11 protein-coding genes are annotated in these 15,258 nt (G+C 63.4%); 8 read left to right on the top strand and 3 right to left on the bottom strand.

Features of this window, described 5'->3' with window-relative positions; genetic code table 11:
- Positions 1–734: 734 nt before the first annotated feature.
- Positions 735–1,025 (top strand): hypothetical protein, encoded by a 291-nt coding sequence (locus tag JQ635_RS35200; RefSeq protein ID WP_211414357.1) that lies wholly within the window; start codon positions 735–737, stop codon positions 1,023–1,025.
- Between the two features lie 6 nt (positions 1,026–1,031).
- Here the strand turns inward: JQ635_RS35200 and JQ635_RS35195 are convergent, their stop codons facing one another.
- Both JQ635_RS35195 and JQ635_RS35190 read right to left on the bottom strand, forming a co-directional pair.
- The gene (locus JQ635_RS35195; protein WP_211414356.1) at positions 1,032–3,692 is read right to left on the bottom strand and encodes a bifunctional diguanylate cyclase/phosphodiesterase; all 2,661 of its coding nucleotides are present in this window, start codon (positions 3,690–3,692) and stop codon (positions 1,032–1,034) included.
- A 240-nt stretch (positions 3,693–3,932) separates the two neighbouring features.
- Positions 3,933–4,628, bottom strand: coding sequence for a hypothetical protein (locus JQ635_RS35190; RefSeq protein ID WP_211414355.1), 696 nt, complete (start codon positions 4,626–4,628; stop codon positions 3,933–3,935).
- 183 nt (positions 4,629–4,811) lie between these two features.
- On the opposite strand from JQ635_RS35190, the gene JQ635_RS35185 reads away from it, so the two are divergent.
- The 7 genes from JQ635_RS35185 (at position 4,812) to JQ635_RS35155 (ending at position 14,201) form a co-directional block, all read left to right on the top strand.
- A complete protein-coding gene (locus JQ635_RS35185) occupies positions 4,812–5,807 on the top strand; it encodes a LysM peptidoglycan-binding domain-containing protein (RefSeq protein ID WP_211414354.1) in 996 nt (331 codons plus the stop codon).
- A 303-nt stretch (positions 5,808–6,110) separates the two neighbouring features.
- On the top strand, positions 6,111–7,379 hold the full coding sequence (locus JQ635_RS35180; RefSeq protein WP_211414385.1) for a Spy/CpxP family protein refolding chaperone: 1,269 nt from the start codon (positions 6,111–6,113) through the stop codon (positions 7,377–7,379).
- 401 nt (positions 7,380–7,780) lie between these two features.
- Complete coding sequence (locus tag JQ635_RS35175) at positions 7,781–10,519, top strand: DEAD/DEAH box helicase family protein (RefSeq protein WP_211414353.1); 2,739 nt, start codon at positions 7,781–7,783, stop codon at positions 10,517–10,519.
- 140 nt (positions 10,520–10,659) lie between these two features.
- On the top strand, positions 10,660–12,054 hold the full coding sequence (locus JQ635_RS35170; protein WP_211414352.1) for a restriction endonuclease subunit S: 1,395 nt from the start codon (positions 10,660–10,662) through the stop codon (positions 12,052–12,054).
- A gap of 58 nt (positions 12,055–12,112) precedes the next feature.
- The gene (locus JQ635_RS35165; protein ID WP_211414351.1) at positions 12,113–12,346 is read left to right on the top strand and encodes an AbrB/MazE/SpoVT family DNA-binding domain-containing protein; all 234 of its coding nucleotides are present in this window, start codon (positions 12,113–12,115) and stop codon (positions 12,344–12,346) included.
- On the top strand, positions 12,343–12,750 hold the full coding sequence (locus JQ635_RS35160; RefSeq protein ID WP_211414350.1) for a PIN domain-containing protein: 408 nt from the start codon (positions 12,343–12,345) through the stop codon (positions 12,748–12,750). The genes JQ635_RS35165 and JQ635_RS35160 overlap by 4 nt, the downstream gene beginning before the upstream one ends.
- Positions 12,747–14,201: an N-6 DNA methylase gene (locus tag JQ635_RS35155; RefSeq protein ID WP_211414349.1), complete on the top strand. Its 1,455-nt coding sequence runs from the start codon at positions 12,747–12,749 to the stop codon at positions 14,199–14,201. The genes JQ635_RS35160 and JQ635_RS35155 overlap by 4 nt, the downstream gene beginning before the upstream one ends.
- 69 nt (positions 14,202–14,270) lie before the next feature.
- Here JQ635_RS35155 and JQ635_RS35150 read toward each other — a convergent pair whose 3' ends face one another.
- Positions 14,271–15,137 (bottom strand): hypothetical protein, encoded by an 867-nt coding sequence (locus tag JQ635_RS35150; RefSeq protein ID WP_211414348.1) that lies wholly within the window; start codon positions 15,135–15,137, stop codon positions 14,271–14,273.
- Positions 15,138–15,258: the final 121 nt, after the last annotated feature.

The following is a 15,258-nucleotide window of genomic DNA, read 5'->3' as shown; positions in this document are numbered from 1 at the left end:
CGAACTGCAAAGGTTACATACCAAATTGCCGTCATCTCCGTTCTAATTACAGCGGAGTAGTGATAGTTCCGTCGCCGTCTCGGCGCTCCGCGAGCCTCACGGTCAACTCCAAACTCGCAGATCCCGGGCACGACGGGCTTACGGCATCGTCTCTCCATCAAGTCTGCTCGCTGTTTTGAAGAGCGAAACAATCTTGACGCCGTGCCAATCGTCCGCGGGCGGATGCAAACTGCTCTTCATCCAACCCATGACGATTGGGGACGTGAGCGGATCAAGAGGATACTCATTTGACGAACAGGGTTTGTGGTCCGCCGTGAGCCACGTGCGCACACTGATGCGCGGGTGCTCACCCCACAGGGAACACAATTGTCGCCATCCCCGGACAAGCATGACTCACCTGTACTGCTCTGGAGCCCCCAAGCCGACCTACGGGCGCACACTTACTCGAGAGGTCAGCCGCTAATTTGGAGCTTGAAATTGCCGCTCGCACCATTGTCCGAAAGGGAAGCTGCGGTAACAGGTGACGCCTGCGCAGCTTCGCGAGTGTTAGCTCTCCCGACGCGATGCAGGCGCCGCGAACCAAGTTTTCTCGCGTTTGAATTGCGGAAGGCCGATCAGATGCCTGCGCGATGGTGGTTCACTGATACAGCGCGCAAACGCCTGCATTCCATCGCACGCACCTGCGGACGTCCCGGCGAGTTTGGCGAATTGTGGTTCCGGCCACGCACACACCATTGACCATTGTCCTGCCCGGCCCGCAGCCGGCGGCGACTTGCGTGATGAGCCTGCCTCGTGACTTCAAGCGGCTCGAGGAGCTGTACATTCTGTACGAAGACGAATTTCAGGTCGCGGCCTTTCCGTTTAGCGACACGCCGACGCAGTTGCTATCGCACTCATCGCAGGCCTGGCGGCATCTTTTGACCCAAAGAGTTCCTCCCGAAAGCCACCAAGCGAAGATCGACAGCTCAGGCCCATCTCCTAAAGGCGTTGCGGGCATCGCTGATGGAGGCGGCGGGGATAAGTAGGGCCCGCTACGCCGCCTTCTGCGCCGACAGCAGCTGCTTCAGCTTCGCCGCCGGCACGGCCGGGCTGAACAGCCAGCCCTGCATCTGGCTGCATCCGAGCTGCCGCAGCACCTCGCGCTGCGCCTCGGTCTCGACGCCTTCGGCCGTCGTCGCCATGTGGCGGGCGGCGGCCATGTGGACCACGGCCTGCACGATCGGCGAGGAATCTTCGGACTGGCCGATGTCGCTGATGAAGCTGCGGTCGATCTTGATCTTGTCGAAGGGGAAGCGGTGCAGATAGCTCAGCGAGGAATAGCCGGTGCCGAAATCGTCGAGCGCGATGCGCACGCCGAGCTCGCGCAGCTGCTGCAGGATCGTCAGCGCCTCCTCGTCGTCGCGGATCAGCACGGTCTCGGTGATCTCGAGCTCGAGCCGTCCGGGTGCGAGGCCTGACTCCGCGAGCGCGGCGGCCACTTTCAAGGCCAGTGACCGCGACCGGAATTGCACCGGCGAGACGTTGACGGCAATGTGGATATTGCCGGGCCAGCTCGCAGCCTCAAGGCAGGCCTGCTTCAGCACCCATTCGCCGATCTCGCCGATCAGGCCGGTGTCTTCCGCGACCGGGATGAAATCCGCCGGCGAGACCATGCCGCGTTCGGGATGGCGCCAGCGCAAGAGCGCCTCGCAGCCGGTGACGACATTGGCGGCGAGGTCGACCAGCGGCTGGTAGTGCACCTCGAACTCGCCGCGCGCGAGCGCCTGGCGCAAATCGAGCTCGAGCTGGCGGCGCTGCCGCGCCTTGGCGTCGTATTCGGGCACGAAGATGCGGAAAGTGCCGCGCCCTTCCGATTTCGCAGCGTACATCGCGAGGTCGGCGCGCTTGAGCAAATCGTCGAGATTGCCGCCGTGGTCCGGCGCGATCGCGATGCCGATGCTAGCATCGGTCGCAATCTCCTGGCCCTTGCAGCTCACCGGCGCACGCAGCGTCTTGAGGATCGTGTCCGCCAGCGCCATCAACTCGGCCTGATCGCTTGTGCCGGCCTTGACGATGGCGAATTCGTCGCCGCCGAGCCGCGCGACGAGGTCGTTGCCGCTGACGCAGGCGCGCAGGCGGTTCGCGACCTGTCGCAGCAGCTCGTCGCCGACCTCGTGTCCGAGCGAATCGTTGACGCCTTTGAACTCGTCGACGTCGATATAGAGGATCGCGAACGGCCTGCCTTGGTCAAGCTCGGCGACGCGGCGCTCAAGATGGCTGCGCATCAGCACGCGGTTGGGCAGATCGGTCAGCGCATCGTAATGCGCCATATGCGCGATGCGTTCGTCGGCGCGGATGCGCTCGGTGACGTCGTCATGAGTGGCGAGCCAGCCGCCGGCGGTGCCGGGCTGGTTCTTGATCTCGATCAGGCGGCCGTCACCCGTCTCCACGATCGTGCTGTGCGTCTGGTCGACGCTGCCCAGGATGCCGTCGCAATAGGCATCGACGTTGCCGTCGAAGGAGCCGGTGTCGTGGCGGTGCTGGATCACGTCGCGGAAATAGGCGCCGGGCTTCACGATGTCGGCCGAGAGGCCGTACATCTCGATGTAGCGCCGGTTGCAGACGATCAGCCGCTCGTCCTGGTCGAACATCAGGAGGCCCTGCGTCATCGTGTTCATCGCGGTGTCGAGCCGCTGCTTCTCGAGCGAGAGCCGGCGCGTCACCTGGCGGAAGATCAGGAACAGCGTCAGCACGAGCAGGGCGATCGACAGCACGGCGACGGTGACGAAGAATTTCGTCTGCGTGCGCCAGGTGGCGAGCGTCGCGTCCAGCGATCTGGTCGCGACTACGACCAACGGCTCGCCTGTCAGGAGGCGCGAGGCAACGATGCGGTCCTTGCCGTCGATCGGGCTCGCGAGCTGCGTCGTCACGAAGGTGCGCTCGAACACCGCCATCTGCTCCGGCGTGCCCTGGCGGAAATTCTGCCCGATCATGGCATCGACATGCGGGATGCGCGCGAGCAGCTGGCCGTTCTGGTGGTGCATCGCGATCGAGGAATCCTCGCCGAGGCCCGTCGAGGCGAAGAAAGATTCGATCTGTTCCGGTGCGATCGCACGCGAGACGATGCCGAGGAACTCGCCGTGCGGCCCGGAGACGCGCCGCGCGAACACGATGGCAGGGCCGTTGCCGAGCCGACCGGGAACGACCTCGATCTCTTCCTGCGCGATCGGATCGTTCTTGAGCCGATTGAAATAGCCGCGGTCGGCGACCGAGACGTCGGTGACCGGCCAGCGCCGCGACGAATTGATCAGCACACCCTCGGAATCGAACACATTGGCGCCGGCGACGTCGGTCCAGCCGCTGGCCTTTGCGCGCAGCGCTTCGTGCACGGCGAGCGTGCTCATCTGGCTGCGGAACAGGTCGGCGGACTCGATGCCATGGCTCTCGAGCTCGGCGATGACGCTCTTCTGGAACACGGCGAAATCCGCGAACTCACGGTCGTAGTGCCGGGTGAGTAGCCGCACCGCGCTCTCGAGGCTATCGCGACCGCTCTCGATCGCGTTCTGCCGGAAGCGGTCGACGGTGAGCGCGGTGCCGATGGCGGTCGCAAGCATCAGCACGAAGCCGCCGGCGATCAGCCATGTCAGCGGCGCCCCGCACCAACGGCGCAGCAGCGCGCGCATCCGCGCGGTCCATCGGATCGATGTGCCCATCCAGCCCTCCCGTGGGATGCAAGATGCAGCAAAACCGACAAGACCCCGTTACCATGGACGGTTAGGAAAATATGAATCGGAGTGGAATCAGGGGGTTGGTTCCATGTCGTAGTCTGTAGGGTGGATTAGCGCAGCGTAATCCACCTCTTCTGTTCCCGCGGACGCGAACAGTGGTGGGTTACGCCAGCGGACTGCGCTTCGCGCAGCCGCCAGCTAACCCACCCTACGATTCAAGTCGCCTCACCGCTTGATCTCCCAGTTCAGCGCTTCCGCATTGTCCTTGGCGAACATCGCCGGGACGTCGAACTTGCCGGTCTTGAGGTCATAGCGGCATTTCCAGTCCCCCAATCCCTTCACAGCGACATTCTTCGGATGCTTGTCCATCGCGCCCGACAGCGAGATCACAAGGTAGCGGTTGTTGGGCCAGTCGACGCCGAGCCAGCGATAGGCATCCTCGGTGCCCTTCATCAGATTGGCCGAGATGTGGTAGTCGAGCTTCATGTTCTTGGTGTCGGGCCGGCTGTGGAAATAGGCCCAGGCGAGATCGCTGAGCGACTTCTTCGTTGCGTTCACGAAGGCGCCGTTCTCGACATGGTAGAGAAAGAGGTCCTGCGAGCCCGAGCCAGTCTTCTGCATGCGCACCAGCCATTGCGAGTCGCTGGTGAAGCGGAAGCCGGCGCCATAGCCCTGCTCGGGCTTCAGCTCCGTCATCTGGTTGCCGCGCCGCGCCCAGACCTGCCATTTGACCTCGAAAAGGTCTTCACTGTCCTTCATGTACTGCTCGAGCTTGGTGGCGCCGTCGGGCGAGGTGAAGGCAAGGTCGGCATTGTCGGTGAGGATGTAGCCCGGCGGCGGGCCGGAAGCCGCGAGTGCGGGGGCGGCGGCGAGCATCAGGGCGAGCGCCAGCCATGGCGCGGTGCGAAAGGATGCGGTCATGGAAAAATCCTTGAAAAATAGCCGCTGCGCGGCCTCGCTCATTTGACGCCGAAGGGGCCGCGCCGGTTCATCCGCGGCGTGCGGGAACGATGGGCGATCATCCCTTTGAGCGACTTGCTGCCGAAACCAAATCGGCGCACTTTGCGGTCATCGGCTGATTTGCCTGCAAGGGTTCGACCTCTGATGATGACCGCAACCAAGGCCCTCATTGCGTTCTGCCTGCTCGCATTGGTTGGCACCGTCCTTGTGATCGGTCCCGCCGAGCTACGCCGGCTGTTGCCGGGCGGAGCGGGCACCGAGATCGCCGTCAAGCCCGAGCCCAAGGCTGAGCCCAAGTCCGAGCCCAAGGCCGCAACCAAGGCAGAGCCGAAGCCCGAAGAACCGAAGCTCGCCGCAGCACAGCCCGCGCCGGCCGCAGCGCCGAAGCCGGTGACCGAAACCCAGAAGCAGGTCACGGCCGCGCTCGCCGATCTCGCGCCGGTCAAGCCGCCGCCGGCCGCGACCGACGCCGGGCCCCGGTTCGACGTCGCCCGCATCGACGATCATGGCGAGGCGGCGGTGATCGCGGGCCAGGCCGCGCCGGGGTCAAAGGTCGAGCTGCTGCGCGACGGCCAGCCGCTTCATTCGGTCACGGCGGATGCGTCGGGCCAGTTCGTCATGACGCCACCGCAGCTTCCCGCCGGCAGCTACGAGCTGACTCTGCGCGCCAGGGCGCCCGATGGCACCGTCACGCAGTCCAGCCGGACCATGCCGGTGGTCATTGCGGAGGCCGCACCGCCGCCCGCGCGCCCCGCGCCGGTTGCGAAGCAGGCCGAGAAGCCCGACGACAAGTCGGATGTCGTAGCGTCGCTGCCGTCGGCCGCTCCGCGCCTCGCTTCAACGCCGTCCTCGGTTCGGCCCAGGATGATGGGAGCCGGCAAGCCAAGGAGCATGGCACGCGCGCCGGCGGCCACGACGGTCGCATCGGCCTCGCCGGCCGACGCCCTCAGCGCCACACCGACTGAAGCGGGCGGCAGCCGGGTGATCTCCCGCGGCGACAGCCTGTGGGCGCTGAGCCGGCTCGCCTATGGCGACGGCGCCCGCTACGCGGTGATCTTCAACGCCAACCGCGACAAGATCCACAATCCCAATTTGATCTACCCTGGCCAGACATTCGTGCTGCCGAAGGCGCCGCGGTGAGCGCGGTCTCTCCTCTCCCTCTCCCCGTTCTTACGGGGGCGGGACGAGCTACGCTCGCCCTGAGAGGGTTGGGGTGAGGGGCCTCTCTCCACACGGGCGATTGTCGAGAGACCTGTACCCCCTCACATGCATCCTCGATGCAATCCGACCTCTCCCCGCAAGCGGGGCGAGGTTAGCGCGGCTCCCCGCGACGCTTTGCGCGTCCACCTCCGGAACATTTGGTTCCCCTGCGCGTCATTGTGGGTGAGGCGCAGTGCGCGCGTCATGCGGGAGGAGGGCCAGGAAGTGGCCAAATCGGCGGTCATGTCGGGACGCATGGGACTGGTGCTCGCTGGCGCGACCCTTCTGATTGCGGCAGTGCTGCTGCCGAATACGGCGCAGGCGCAATTCGGGCTGCGCGGCGGCCCGCTCGGTGTCGCCCGTTTCGCCGTTGGTCACGTGATTGGCCTGTCGCGCCTGCGCCATGCCCGCATGGCGGTGCGGGGCGGCGGCTACCGTTCCGCTGCGTTGCGGTCGCAAGATCCGCGCGGCGCCGAGCGCGGCCAGCCCGCCAATCCCTACATCCTGCGTGCCGCGCTCACGGCGCAAGCCGCGCTGTCGGGCTGGCACGGTGGGCGCAGCCCGCAGGGCTGGTGGCGTCACCCCGACGGCAGCTATGGCTGGGCCGGCCCGGTATTCTGGCCGTTCGCACATGACGATCTCGCCAATGCGGTCATCTTCGCCGACACCACCAGCCTCTCGCTCTACGGCTATGGCGACATCTATGCCGCGATCTTCTCACCCTATGCGGCCACCGAGCTTGCCGCCTACACTGCGCAGCAGGGCCGGCGCGCGCGAAGGATCCCCTCGACCGAGATGATTTGCGATGCCAGCGACACCGGCGGATTGCCCGTCGATCGCATCGCCGCGGTCGTAGCACCCAATGAGCTGCAGCGCGCAGCGCTCGACGAACTCGCCGCCGCCTGGAATGCAGCGCGCGACACCATCCGCGCCGCCTGTCCGGCGCAGGCGCCCGCGACCGCATTGGAGCGCCTCGGCCTGATGCGCGAGCGCATCGCGGCCATGATCAAGGCGACGGATGCGATCGAAGCGCCGCTCGCGAAGTTTGCTGGTCTCCTCAACGACGACCAGAAGGCCAGGCTCAATGCTCTCGCCAATGATCGTCGCGCAGCGCTGGCGTCTCGCCAGCCCAAGGACGCGCAGGCCACTGCTGCTTGCCGGCCGGACTACGATCCACGCTATGACGAGAAGGCGCAGCGCCAATATGAGCAGCTCGTGCAGCAGCAATGGCCCGCGAGCGACATCGCCGCCACGCTTCGTCTGGACGAGACCGCCCGCGCCCGCCTCGAGGTGCTCCAGGACACCACGCTGCGCACCATGGAGACGCTGAGCGCCTGCCCTGCGGAGGCCGCCGCGACCCCGCTCGCCCGCCTCGCCGCCGTGAAGGCACGGCTGGCGACGATGCTGCAGGCGGTGACCGGCGTCACCGACGCGCTCGACGATTTCGAGGCGGACTTGAGCGACGAGCAGAAGGCCGGCTTCGAGGCGATCGGGCCGAAGCGGGGGGTGTAGTGAGGCCTCGACCTCAAAAAATAGATCCAATTCGTTGCGATGCGTCCATTCACGGCTATATTGACGGCGAAGACAGCTCAGTACTGAAGTCTTTGGTTTTCTGGGTTTTCCCCACGGCGGCGTGGTTGTTCACGGGCTTGTCCTGCGATTTTGATCTGGCCATGGAGATGCGCATGAAAATGTTCGTTGAAGTTAGCTTGAATTTGGACGTGGCGCTGCAGGGCCAGTCGGTGACTCAAATCACGCTAGCCAACGGGTTCTCCCGAGGGGACCACGGACGCTGAGAGACCACGTCAGGGGGTTCAAATCCCCGCCCTGCACCCAATTCGAAGACCCCGGCGAAAGCTGGGGTCTTTTTGTAGGGGCTTCCGGCCGGGCGCCGGTTCGCCTAAAAGTTGCTGATGAACGAATTCGCCTTCCACCCCGAGGACAAGGCGCGGTCGCTGATCGACCGGCAATTGGCCGCTTCCGGGTGGATCATCCAGTCCAAGGAGGACATGAACCTCGGCGCCGGGGCCGGTGTGGCCATCCGCGAATTCCAAACCGATTCCGGCCCGGTCGATTACGCCCTGTTTGTCGGCCGCAAGCTGTGTGGGGTCATCGAGGCGAAGCCGGAGGGAGTGACCCTGTCCGGATTTTCGGAGCAGGCTTCCCGGTACATTGCCGGCGCCCCAAAACACCTCGTGCGGGAGGAGGGGCAGGTCCGGTTCGAATATGTGACGTCTGGGACCGAGACGATCTTCCGTGACCACGCCGATCCTGATCCGGCGTCGCGGCGCCTGTTCTCCTTCCACCGGCCGGAGACCCTCGAACTCTGGCTGAAGCAACCGCTCACGCTGCGCGGAAGGCTCCAGACGATGCCGGCCGTCGTCACCGACGGTCTGCGCGCCTGCCAGATCGATGCCGTCTCCGCGCTCGAAAGCTCGATGAAGCAGAACCGGCTTCGGGCTCTGGTGCAGATGGCCACCGGCGCCGGCAAGACGTTCACAGCCTGTACGCTGAGTTATCGCCTGCTGGCACATGCCGGCTTCAAGCGCATTCTCTTCCTTGCCGACCGTGCCAATCTCGTGCGCCAGACCCGCGACGAATATCTGGCCTATCGGCCGCCAGGTACCGGCAGGTCGTTCTCTGAAATCTACAACGTGCAGAAGCTCGGCGCCGCCGGCCTCGACAAGGACGCCGAAGTGGTCATTGCGACCATCCAGCGCGTCTATTCTGTTTTGACGGGCAGGGAATTGTCTGAGGACGAGGAGGAGGCCTCATCCTTCGAAGCCTCGCGCAGCGAAGTCGAGCGGCTCGTCGTCTACAATCCGTCGATTCCGATCGAGAGTTTTGACCTCATCATCACCGATGAATGCCACCGCTCGATTTACGGCACTTGGCGTCAGGTGCTCGACTATTTCGACGCCTTCATCGTCGGCCTCACCGCGACGCCGTCGCTCCACACGCTTGGCTTCTTCGGCAAGAACCTCGTCGCGCAATATCCTTATGAGCGCTCCGTCGTGGACGGCGTCAACGTCGGCTTCGAGATCTTCCGCATCCGCACCGAGATCGGCGAGCGCGGCAGCACTGTAAAGGCCGGCTATGATTTGCCTGTTCGCGACAAGCGCACGCGCGCGGAACGCTATGAAAAGCTGGATGCGGACTTTACTTATACGCCCGACCAGATTGATCGGTCGGTGCTTGTGCCGAACCAGATCAGGACTGTGCTGGAGTCGTACAGGGATACGCTTTTCACCGAACTTTTCCCGGGACGCAGCGAGGTGCCCAAAACCCTGATCTTCGCTAAGGACGATCACCATGCCGAGGAGATCACCAATCTCGTCCGCGAGGTCTTCGGCAAGGGCAACGATTTCGCCAAGAAGATCACCTACAAGACCGATGGCGGCGATCCGGAGGGGCTGATCCGCGCGTTCCGCAACGACTACAATCCACGCATCGCCGTCACGGTGGACATGATCGCGACCGGCACCGACGTGAAGCCGCTGGAGGTCGTGATCTTCCTGCGCGACGTCAAGTCGGAACTCTATTTCGAACAGATGAAGGGCCGCGGCGCGCGGACGATCTCGATCGAAAAACTGCGTGAGGTCACGCCGGATGCCGAGGCCAAGACGCGCTTCGTGCTGATCGATGCTGTCGGCGTCACCGAAAGCCTCAAGACGGTATCCCAGCCGCTGGAGCGCCAGCGCGCCGTGTCCTTCGACCGGCTGATCGACGACATCGCCGCCGGGCGGCGCGACGACGATGCCTTTGCAACGTTGGCCGGACGCCTGGCTGCGCTCGATCGGCGCATCAGCGACAAGGACCGCGCCTCCATCACCAAGGCCTCGGGCGGTATCGATCTCGGCGGCCTCGCCGCACGCCTCCTCAACGCCATCGATCCGGATGTGCTGGCGGCGCGCATCCCCAAGGATGCCCCTGAGCCGGAGCAGAAGAAGGCGCGCGAAGCCGCCAAGGATGAAGCCGCGACCGTTTTCGACGATCCCGCCCTGCGGCGATTGCTCAAGGAGGTCAAAGCCGCCGCCGACATCCGCATCGATACGGTTTCGACCGATGCCGTGGTGTCGTCCGGCTGGGACGAGAAGAAGGCGACCGATACCGTTGCGCGGTTCAAGCGGTTCCTGGAGGAGCGCCGCGACGAACTCACCGCGCTTCAGATTCTCTACCGCCTGCCTTATGCACAGCGGCGATTGACCTACGAGGCCGTGGATGATTTGAGGGAGGCGTTGAGACGTCCACCCTGGCTCCTGGAACCTCCCGACATCTGGCGCGCCTATAAGCGGCTGGCCTCCGACAAGGTGCGCGGCAATCCCGCCGGTACGCTGGCGGACATCGTCATGCTGGTGCGCTATGCGATCGGAGATAGCGAGCAGCTGGAGCCGTTGTCATCGCTCGTCGCCGGACGCTTTAATCTCTGGCTGGGGCGCGAGGAAAAGGCCGGGCGTGGCTATAGCGACGAGCAGAGGAACTGGTTGATGGCCATTCGCGACCATCTTGCGGTCAACATCGAAATCCGCGCCGAGGACATGATGGACGCACCGGAATTTTCCGCGCGCGGTGGCATCGTGCGAGCGCGGGCGTTGTTCGGCGTGCGGCTGCCGGCGTTGTTAGATGAACTGACGGATGTGTTGGTAGCGTGATAGATCGAGCAGTGATGCAAGCAAGTCCGGGGCCGGTCGACGAGGTGCTATTGCCGCAGGGTTGGTGCTGGGCTCCTCTTAGATCACTTTGTAGCTTTATTGGACGAGGGCGCGGGCCGACTTACGTTCAGAGCGGCGGAGTGCCCGTCGTCAATCAGAAGTGCATTCGATGGCATAGGCTCGAACAGAAGCATTTCAAGTTCACCGCTCGTGATGCATTCGATCGTTTGGCGCCTGAACTCCGTATCAGAGCTGGTGACCTGCTATGGAACTCCACTGGCACCGGCACCATCGGACGTGCAACCGTCTACGACGGGACCGTCCCTGAGCTGACCGTCGACTCTCACGTGACCATCGTTCGCCCACGCTCGATCGATCCCAGTTATCTAGGGTATTTTATCGAGACGTCGCGGGTGCAGCATCTAGTGGTCGATGGGCACGTCGGCTCCACGAACCAGCAGGAATTGCCCCGGACATTCGTTGAGAATCTGTTCATTCCGCTCGCCCCGCCTGCGGAACAACGCCGCATCGTGGGACAGCTAGATGCGCTATTCGCCGAGATCGCCGAGGGTGAAGTAGCGTTGGCGGAAGCGCGCAAAGGCCTTGAAATTTTCCGTCGCGCATTGCTGAAAGCGGCCGTCACGGGCGAACTGACCAAGGATTGGCGCGCAGCGAATTCAATCAGTGAAACCGGTCATGATGTTCTCGCTCGCCTTGCAGCGAAGAGTACGGGGAAGCTCTCCACTAGCCGCCGAAAGACTGATGGCGCTGTTTCGCTTGCCGATATCGCGACCTTACCGGCACTCCCTGACGGTTGGGCCTGGACGACCTTGGCTCAGATCGGTGAAATCGTCGGCGGTGCAACGGTCGACAAAAAACGAAAGCCATTAACCCCTGTCACAATTCCATACCTGCGTGTCGCCAACGTACAGCGTGGATACATCGATCTCTCGGAGGTAAAATCTATCACAGTTGAGCAAGCAACTTTGGAGAAGTTGCGGCTTGTTCGAGGTGACCTATTGCTTAATGAGGGAGGCGATCGGGACAAGATTGGGAGGGGCTGGGTTTGGGACGACGCAATTCCAGACATGATTCATCAAAACCACGTCTTTCGAGTTCGACTGCGGTCAAGCTCCCTCAATCCCTTCTTTGTGTCGCACTACGCAAATGAGATGGGACGGAAATTCTTCATCACAGAAGGCAAGCAAACGACCAATCTCGCTTCAATTAGTTTGTCGAAGATCAGCCTGTTGCCAGTCCCAGTTCCGCCTCCCGCCGAGGCTGCTGAAATTCTCCGCCGCGTCTCGGATGCCTTAGCTGCCTCTGCGGATACCCTCGCCCTGCTCGACGCCGAAGCCGCCGACGCCGCCCGGCTCAAGCAATCCATCCTCAAGGCCGCCTTCGAAGGCCGCCTCGTCCCGCAAGATCCTGCGGATGAGCCCGCGAGCGCCCTGCTGTCGCGGGTCTCTGACGCCCCAGTCAGCGCGCGAACGGCGCGCGGCAGGGTCAAAACGCGGGCGTCTGCGGGGTCTTGAAGAAAATGATATCCTGTCTATGATATACATGTCTTGGCGGGCAATCAGGAGGTCGCCGATGCAGATTTCCAAATGGGGCAACAGCCTTGCGGTCCGGTTGCCCAAGAAGCTGGTCGAGAAGCTCGGTCTCGCCGAGGGCGATCACGTCCATGTCACCTCAGTGGACGAGCAAACCATCGTGGTTTCCAAGGACAAGGTCGGCGAGGGCGATTTCCTGGACAAGCTGCGCGCGCTGCAAAAGCCCCGGCCTAAGGACTTCGCCTGGAATCGCGATGACGCCAACGCGCGGTGACTCCTTTCCTTGACACCAATGTTCTCGTCTATGCCGCGTTGTCCGATGATCCGCGCCGTCCAATCGCGGAACGGTTGCTGGCGGCGGGAGGCGCGATCAGCGTCCAGGTGCTTAACGAGTTCGTCAACGTTGCCCGAACCAAGCTCAAATGGACATGGCCCGATATCGAGGCAATGCTCGCACTGGTGCGAAGCCGGTCGGGCCGTGTGCAGCCCATCGCAATATCGACCCATGAAGCCGCTCTCGCGCTCGCTCGCGATCACGGCGTGAGCTTCTACGACGCGCTGATCGTCGCTGCCGCGCTCGAAGCCGGCTGCGACACTGTCCTGACCGAAGACATGCAGCATGGCCGCAAGTTCGGTGCCCTCACCATCGTCAACCCCTTCATCGAAAGCGCGCCGTGAACGCCCAAACCCTCGTCGCCAAAGTCTGGAATTTCGCCCACGTCCTGCGCGACCAGGGCGTCTCCTATCAGGCCTATATCAGCCAGATCTCCTATCTCCTCTTCCTCAAGATGGACGAGGAGCGCGTCACCCAGATCGGCGAAGCCTCGATGCTGCCCAAGGGCGCACACTGGGAGGACATCAAGGACCTCTCCGGCGAGGCGCTGAGCGAGACCTATGCGAAGCTGCTCGAGAAGCTGTCGAAGCAGGGCGGCATCATCGGCGCGATTTTCCTGAAGGCGCAGAGCGAGATTCAGGACCCCGCCAAGCTCAGGCGGCTCGTCGGCCTGATCGACAGCGAGACGTGGCTCGGGCTTCCCGTTGACGTGAAGGGCAACATCTACGAAGGCCTGCTCGCCCGTAACGCGGAGGACGTCAAATCGGGCGCCGGCCAATATTTCACGCCGCGGCCTCTGATCGAAGCCATGGTGGAGGTGGTCGATCCCGAGCCGCACCAGACCGTCCACGATCCCGCCTGCGGTACGGCCGGATTTCTGCTCGCCGCCTGGGAGCACATGAAGCTGCACAAGAAGGCGCGCGACCGCGCCGTCTACTCGGCGCTGAAGAACAAGTTCTCAGGGGTCGATATCGTCCCCGAAGTCGTCCGCCTTGCTGCAATGAATCTCTATCTGCACGGCATCACCGGCGTCGATTCCATCGTCGAAGCCAAGGATGCCCTTCTCGGTGTGGGCGGCAAGACCTACGACGTCGTGCTCACCAATCCTCCCTTCGGCAAGAAGCAGAGCTATCGCATCGTCCGCGACGACGGCGAGATCGACAGCGAGCGGGAGGATTACGACCGGCAGGATTTCTTCGTCACCACCTCCAACAAGCAGCTCAACTTCCTCCAGCACATCATGACGGTGCTGGCGCCGAACGGTGAGGCCGCAGTGGTACTGCCGGACAACGTCCTGTTCGAGGGCGGCGCCGGCGAAACCATTCGCCGCCGCCTGCTGCAGAACTTCGACTTTCACACGCTGCTGCGATTGCCCACAGGCATCTTCTACAAGCAAGGCGTCAAGGCGAACGTACTATTCTTCGACAAGAAGCCGCCTTCAGAGCAGGCAGCAACCAAGGACCTTTGGATTTACGACCTCCGGACCAACCAGCGTTTCACTCTGAAAGAGCGGCCGATGGTTCATGCTGACCTCGACGATTTCATTGCCTGCTATCGATCAGGTCATCGCGCGAAGCGCGAGGAAGCCGAAAAATTCAAGCGCTTCCCGCTGCAAGCCCTGCTCGCGCGCGACAAGGTCAATCTCGATATTTTCTGGTTGAAGGATCATGCACTCGACGATCCCGATCTGCTGCCGTCACCGGACGAGGCGGCTGCCGAGATTGTCGAAAGCTTGGAGACCGCGCTGGAACGATTCCGCAATGTCGCTAAGGCGCTTGGCGAGAAACTAGCCTGATTATCCGATCATGTTATCCTGCCAGTATTTTGCCCGACGTGTCAAAGTCTCAGACCAACCGAGGCTTGATCACCCGCACGCCCAGTCGAACTTCATGTCCCTGAAGTCGAGCTGCGCGTTGCCGCCGCCGAAATTGTAGCCGCCGAAATATTCCTCGAACTCGACATAGAACGGGCTCATCTCCGGCACCGCCTGGCACGGCCGCATGGTGCCGCCGAGATGGTTGTGGGCGTGGTCCTTGCTCCAGTCGTGCAGGCGGAAATTGTCGCGGCTCGGCACGCCGCCGACATAGTAGTAATAGGGCTGATAGCCGGTCGGCGGATTGCGCCTGGTGTGCTCGTCCTGCGGTCCCTTGCCGGCATTGGGATCGCTCGTGCGCGGCGATAGTCCAATCGCGCGGGTCTCGCTGAGATCGGCGCGCGGCGGGCTGGCAAACATCTTCTTGGCGTAAGGCGCGGCAGCCTCGAAGAAGGCGCTGGCGCCGCCGACGTCGAGCCAGCGCGGCCGGTCAGCCGTCGCCAGCGCAAGCGGCGCCGGCGGCGTCGCGAACGCGCCGTCATATTCGGCCTTGCTCAGCAGCAGCGCGGCGTATTCGTAGTCGAGAATGTCGGTCATGCGCGACAGCCGCGGATGCGAGGGGCGCGTCATCACGGCCTCGCGGATTTCGGGATCGTCAGGCGCGCCGCCGTCATTGTGATCGGGCGCGGTGGCGAAGAACGAGACAGCGACGATGTCCTCGCCATGCACGCGATAATCGTCCGGCAGCAGAAGCGTAAAACCATGCATCAGCGGATAGCCGGTGACGGGATCGAGCGGCCATTGCTCGCTGCTGATGCCCGGCGGCAGCCCATAGACCCAGCCCTGGTCACGCGCACGGTCAGCGGGCCGGTCCAGCATCTGCAAATCATACGCACGCGAAGGCAAGGCAAATGCCACAGCTCGTCTCCCACGAAATCCGCCTCGCCGTTGAGGCGATGGTTAGTCGCGGGGAGGAGAGATGTGGTTCGTGGGTGGGGCGGGGGATGCTGCCACTCTGCCGGTGTTTTGCCCGACGTGT

The organism is Bradyrhizobium iriomotense (assembly GCF_018130765.1).
Lineage (GTDB): Bacteria > Pseudomonadota > Alphaproteobacteria > Rhizobiales > Xanthobacteraceae > Bradyrhizobium > Bradyrhizobium iriomotense_A.
The sequence above is the reverse complement of the archived record's forward strand: the minus strand, read 5'-3'. Positions and strand labels throughout refer to the sequence as shown.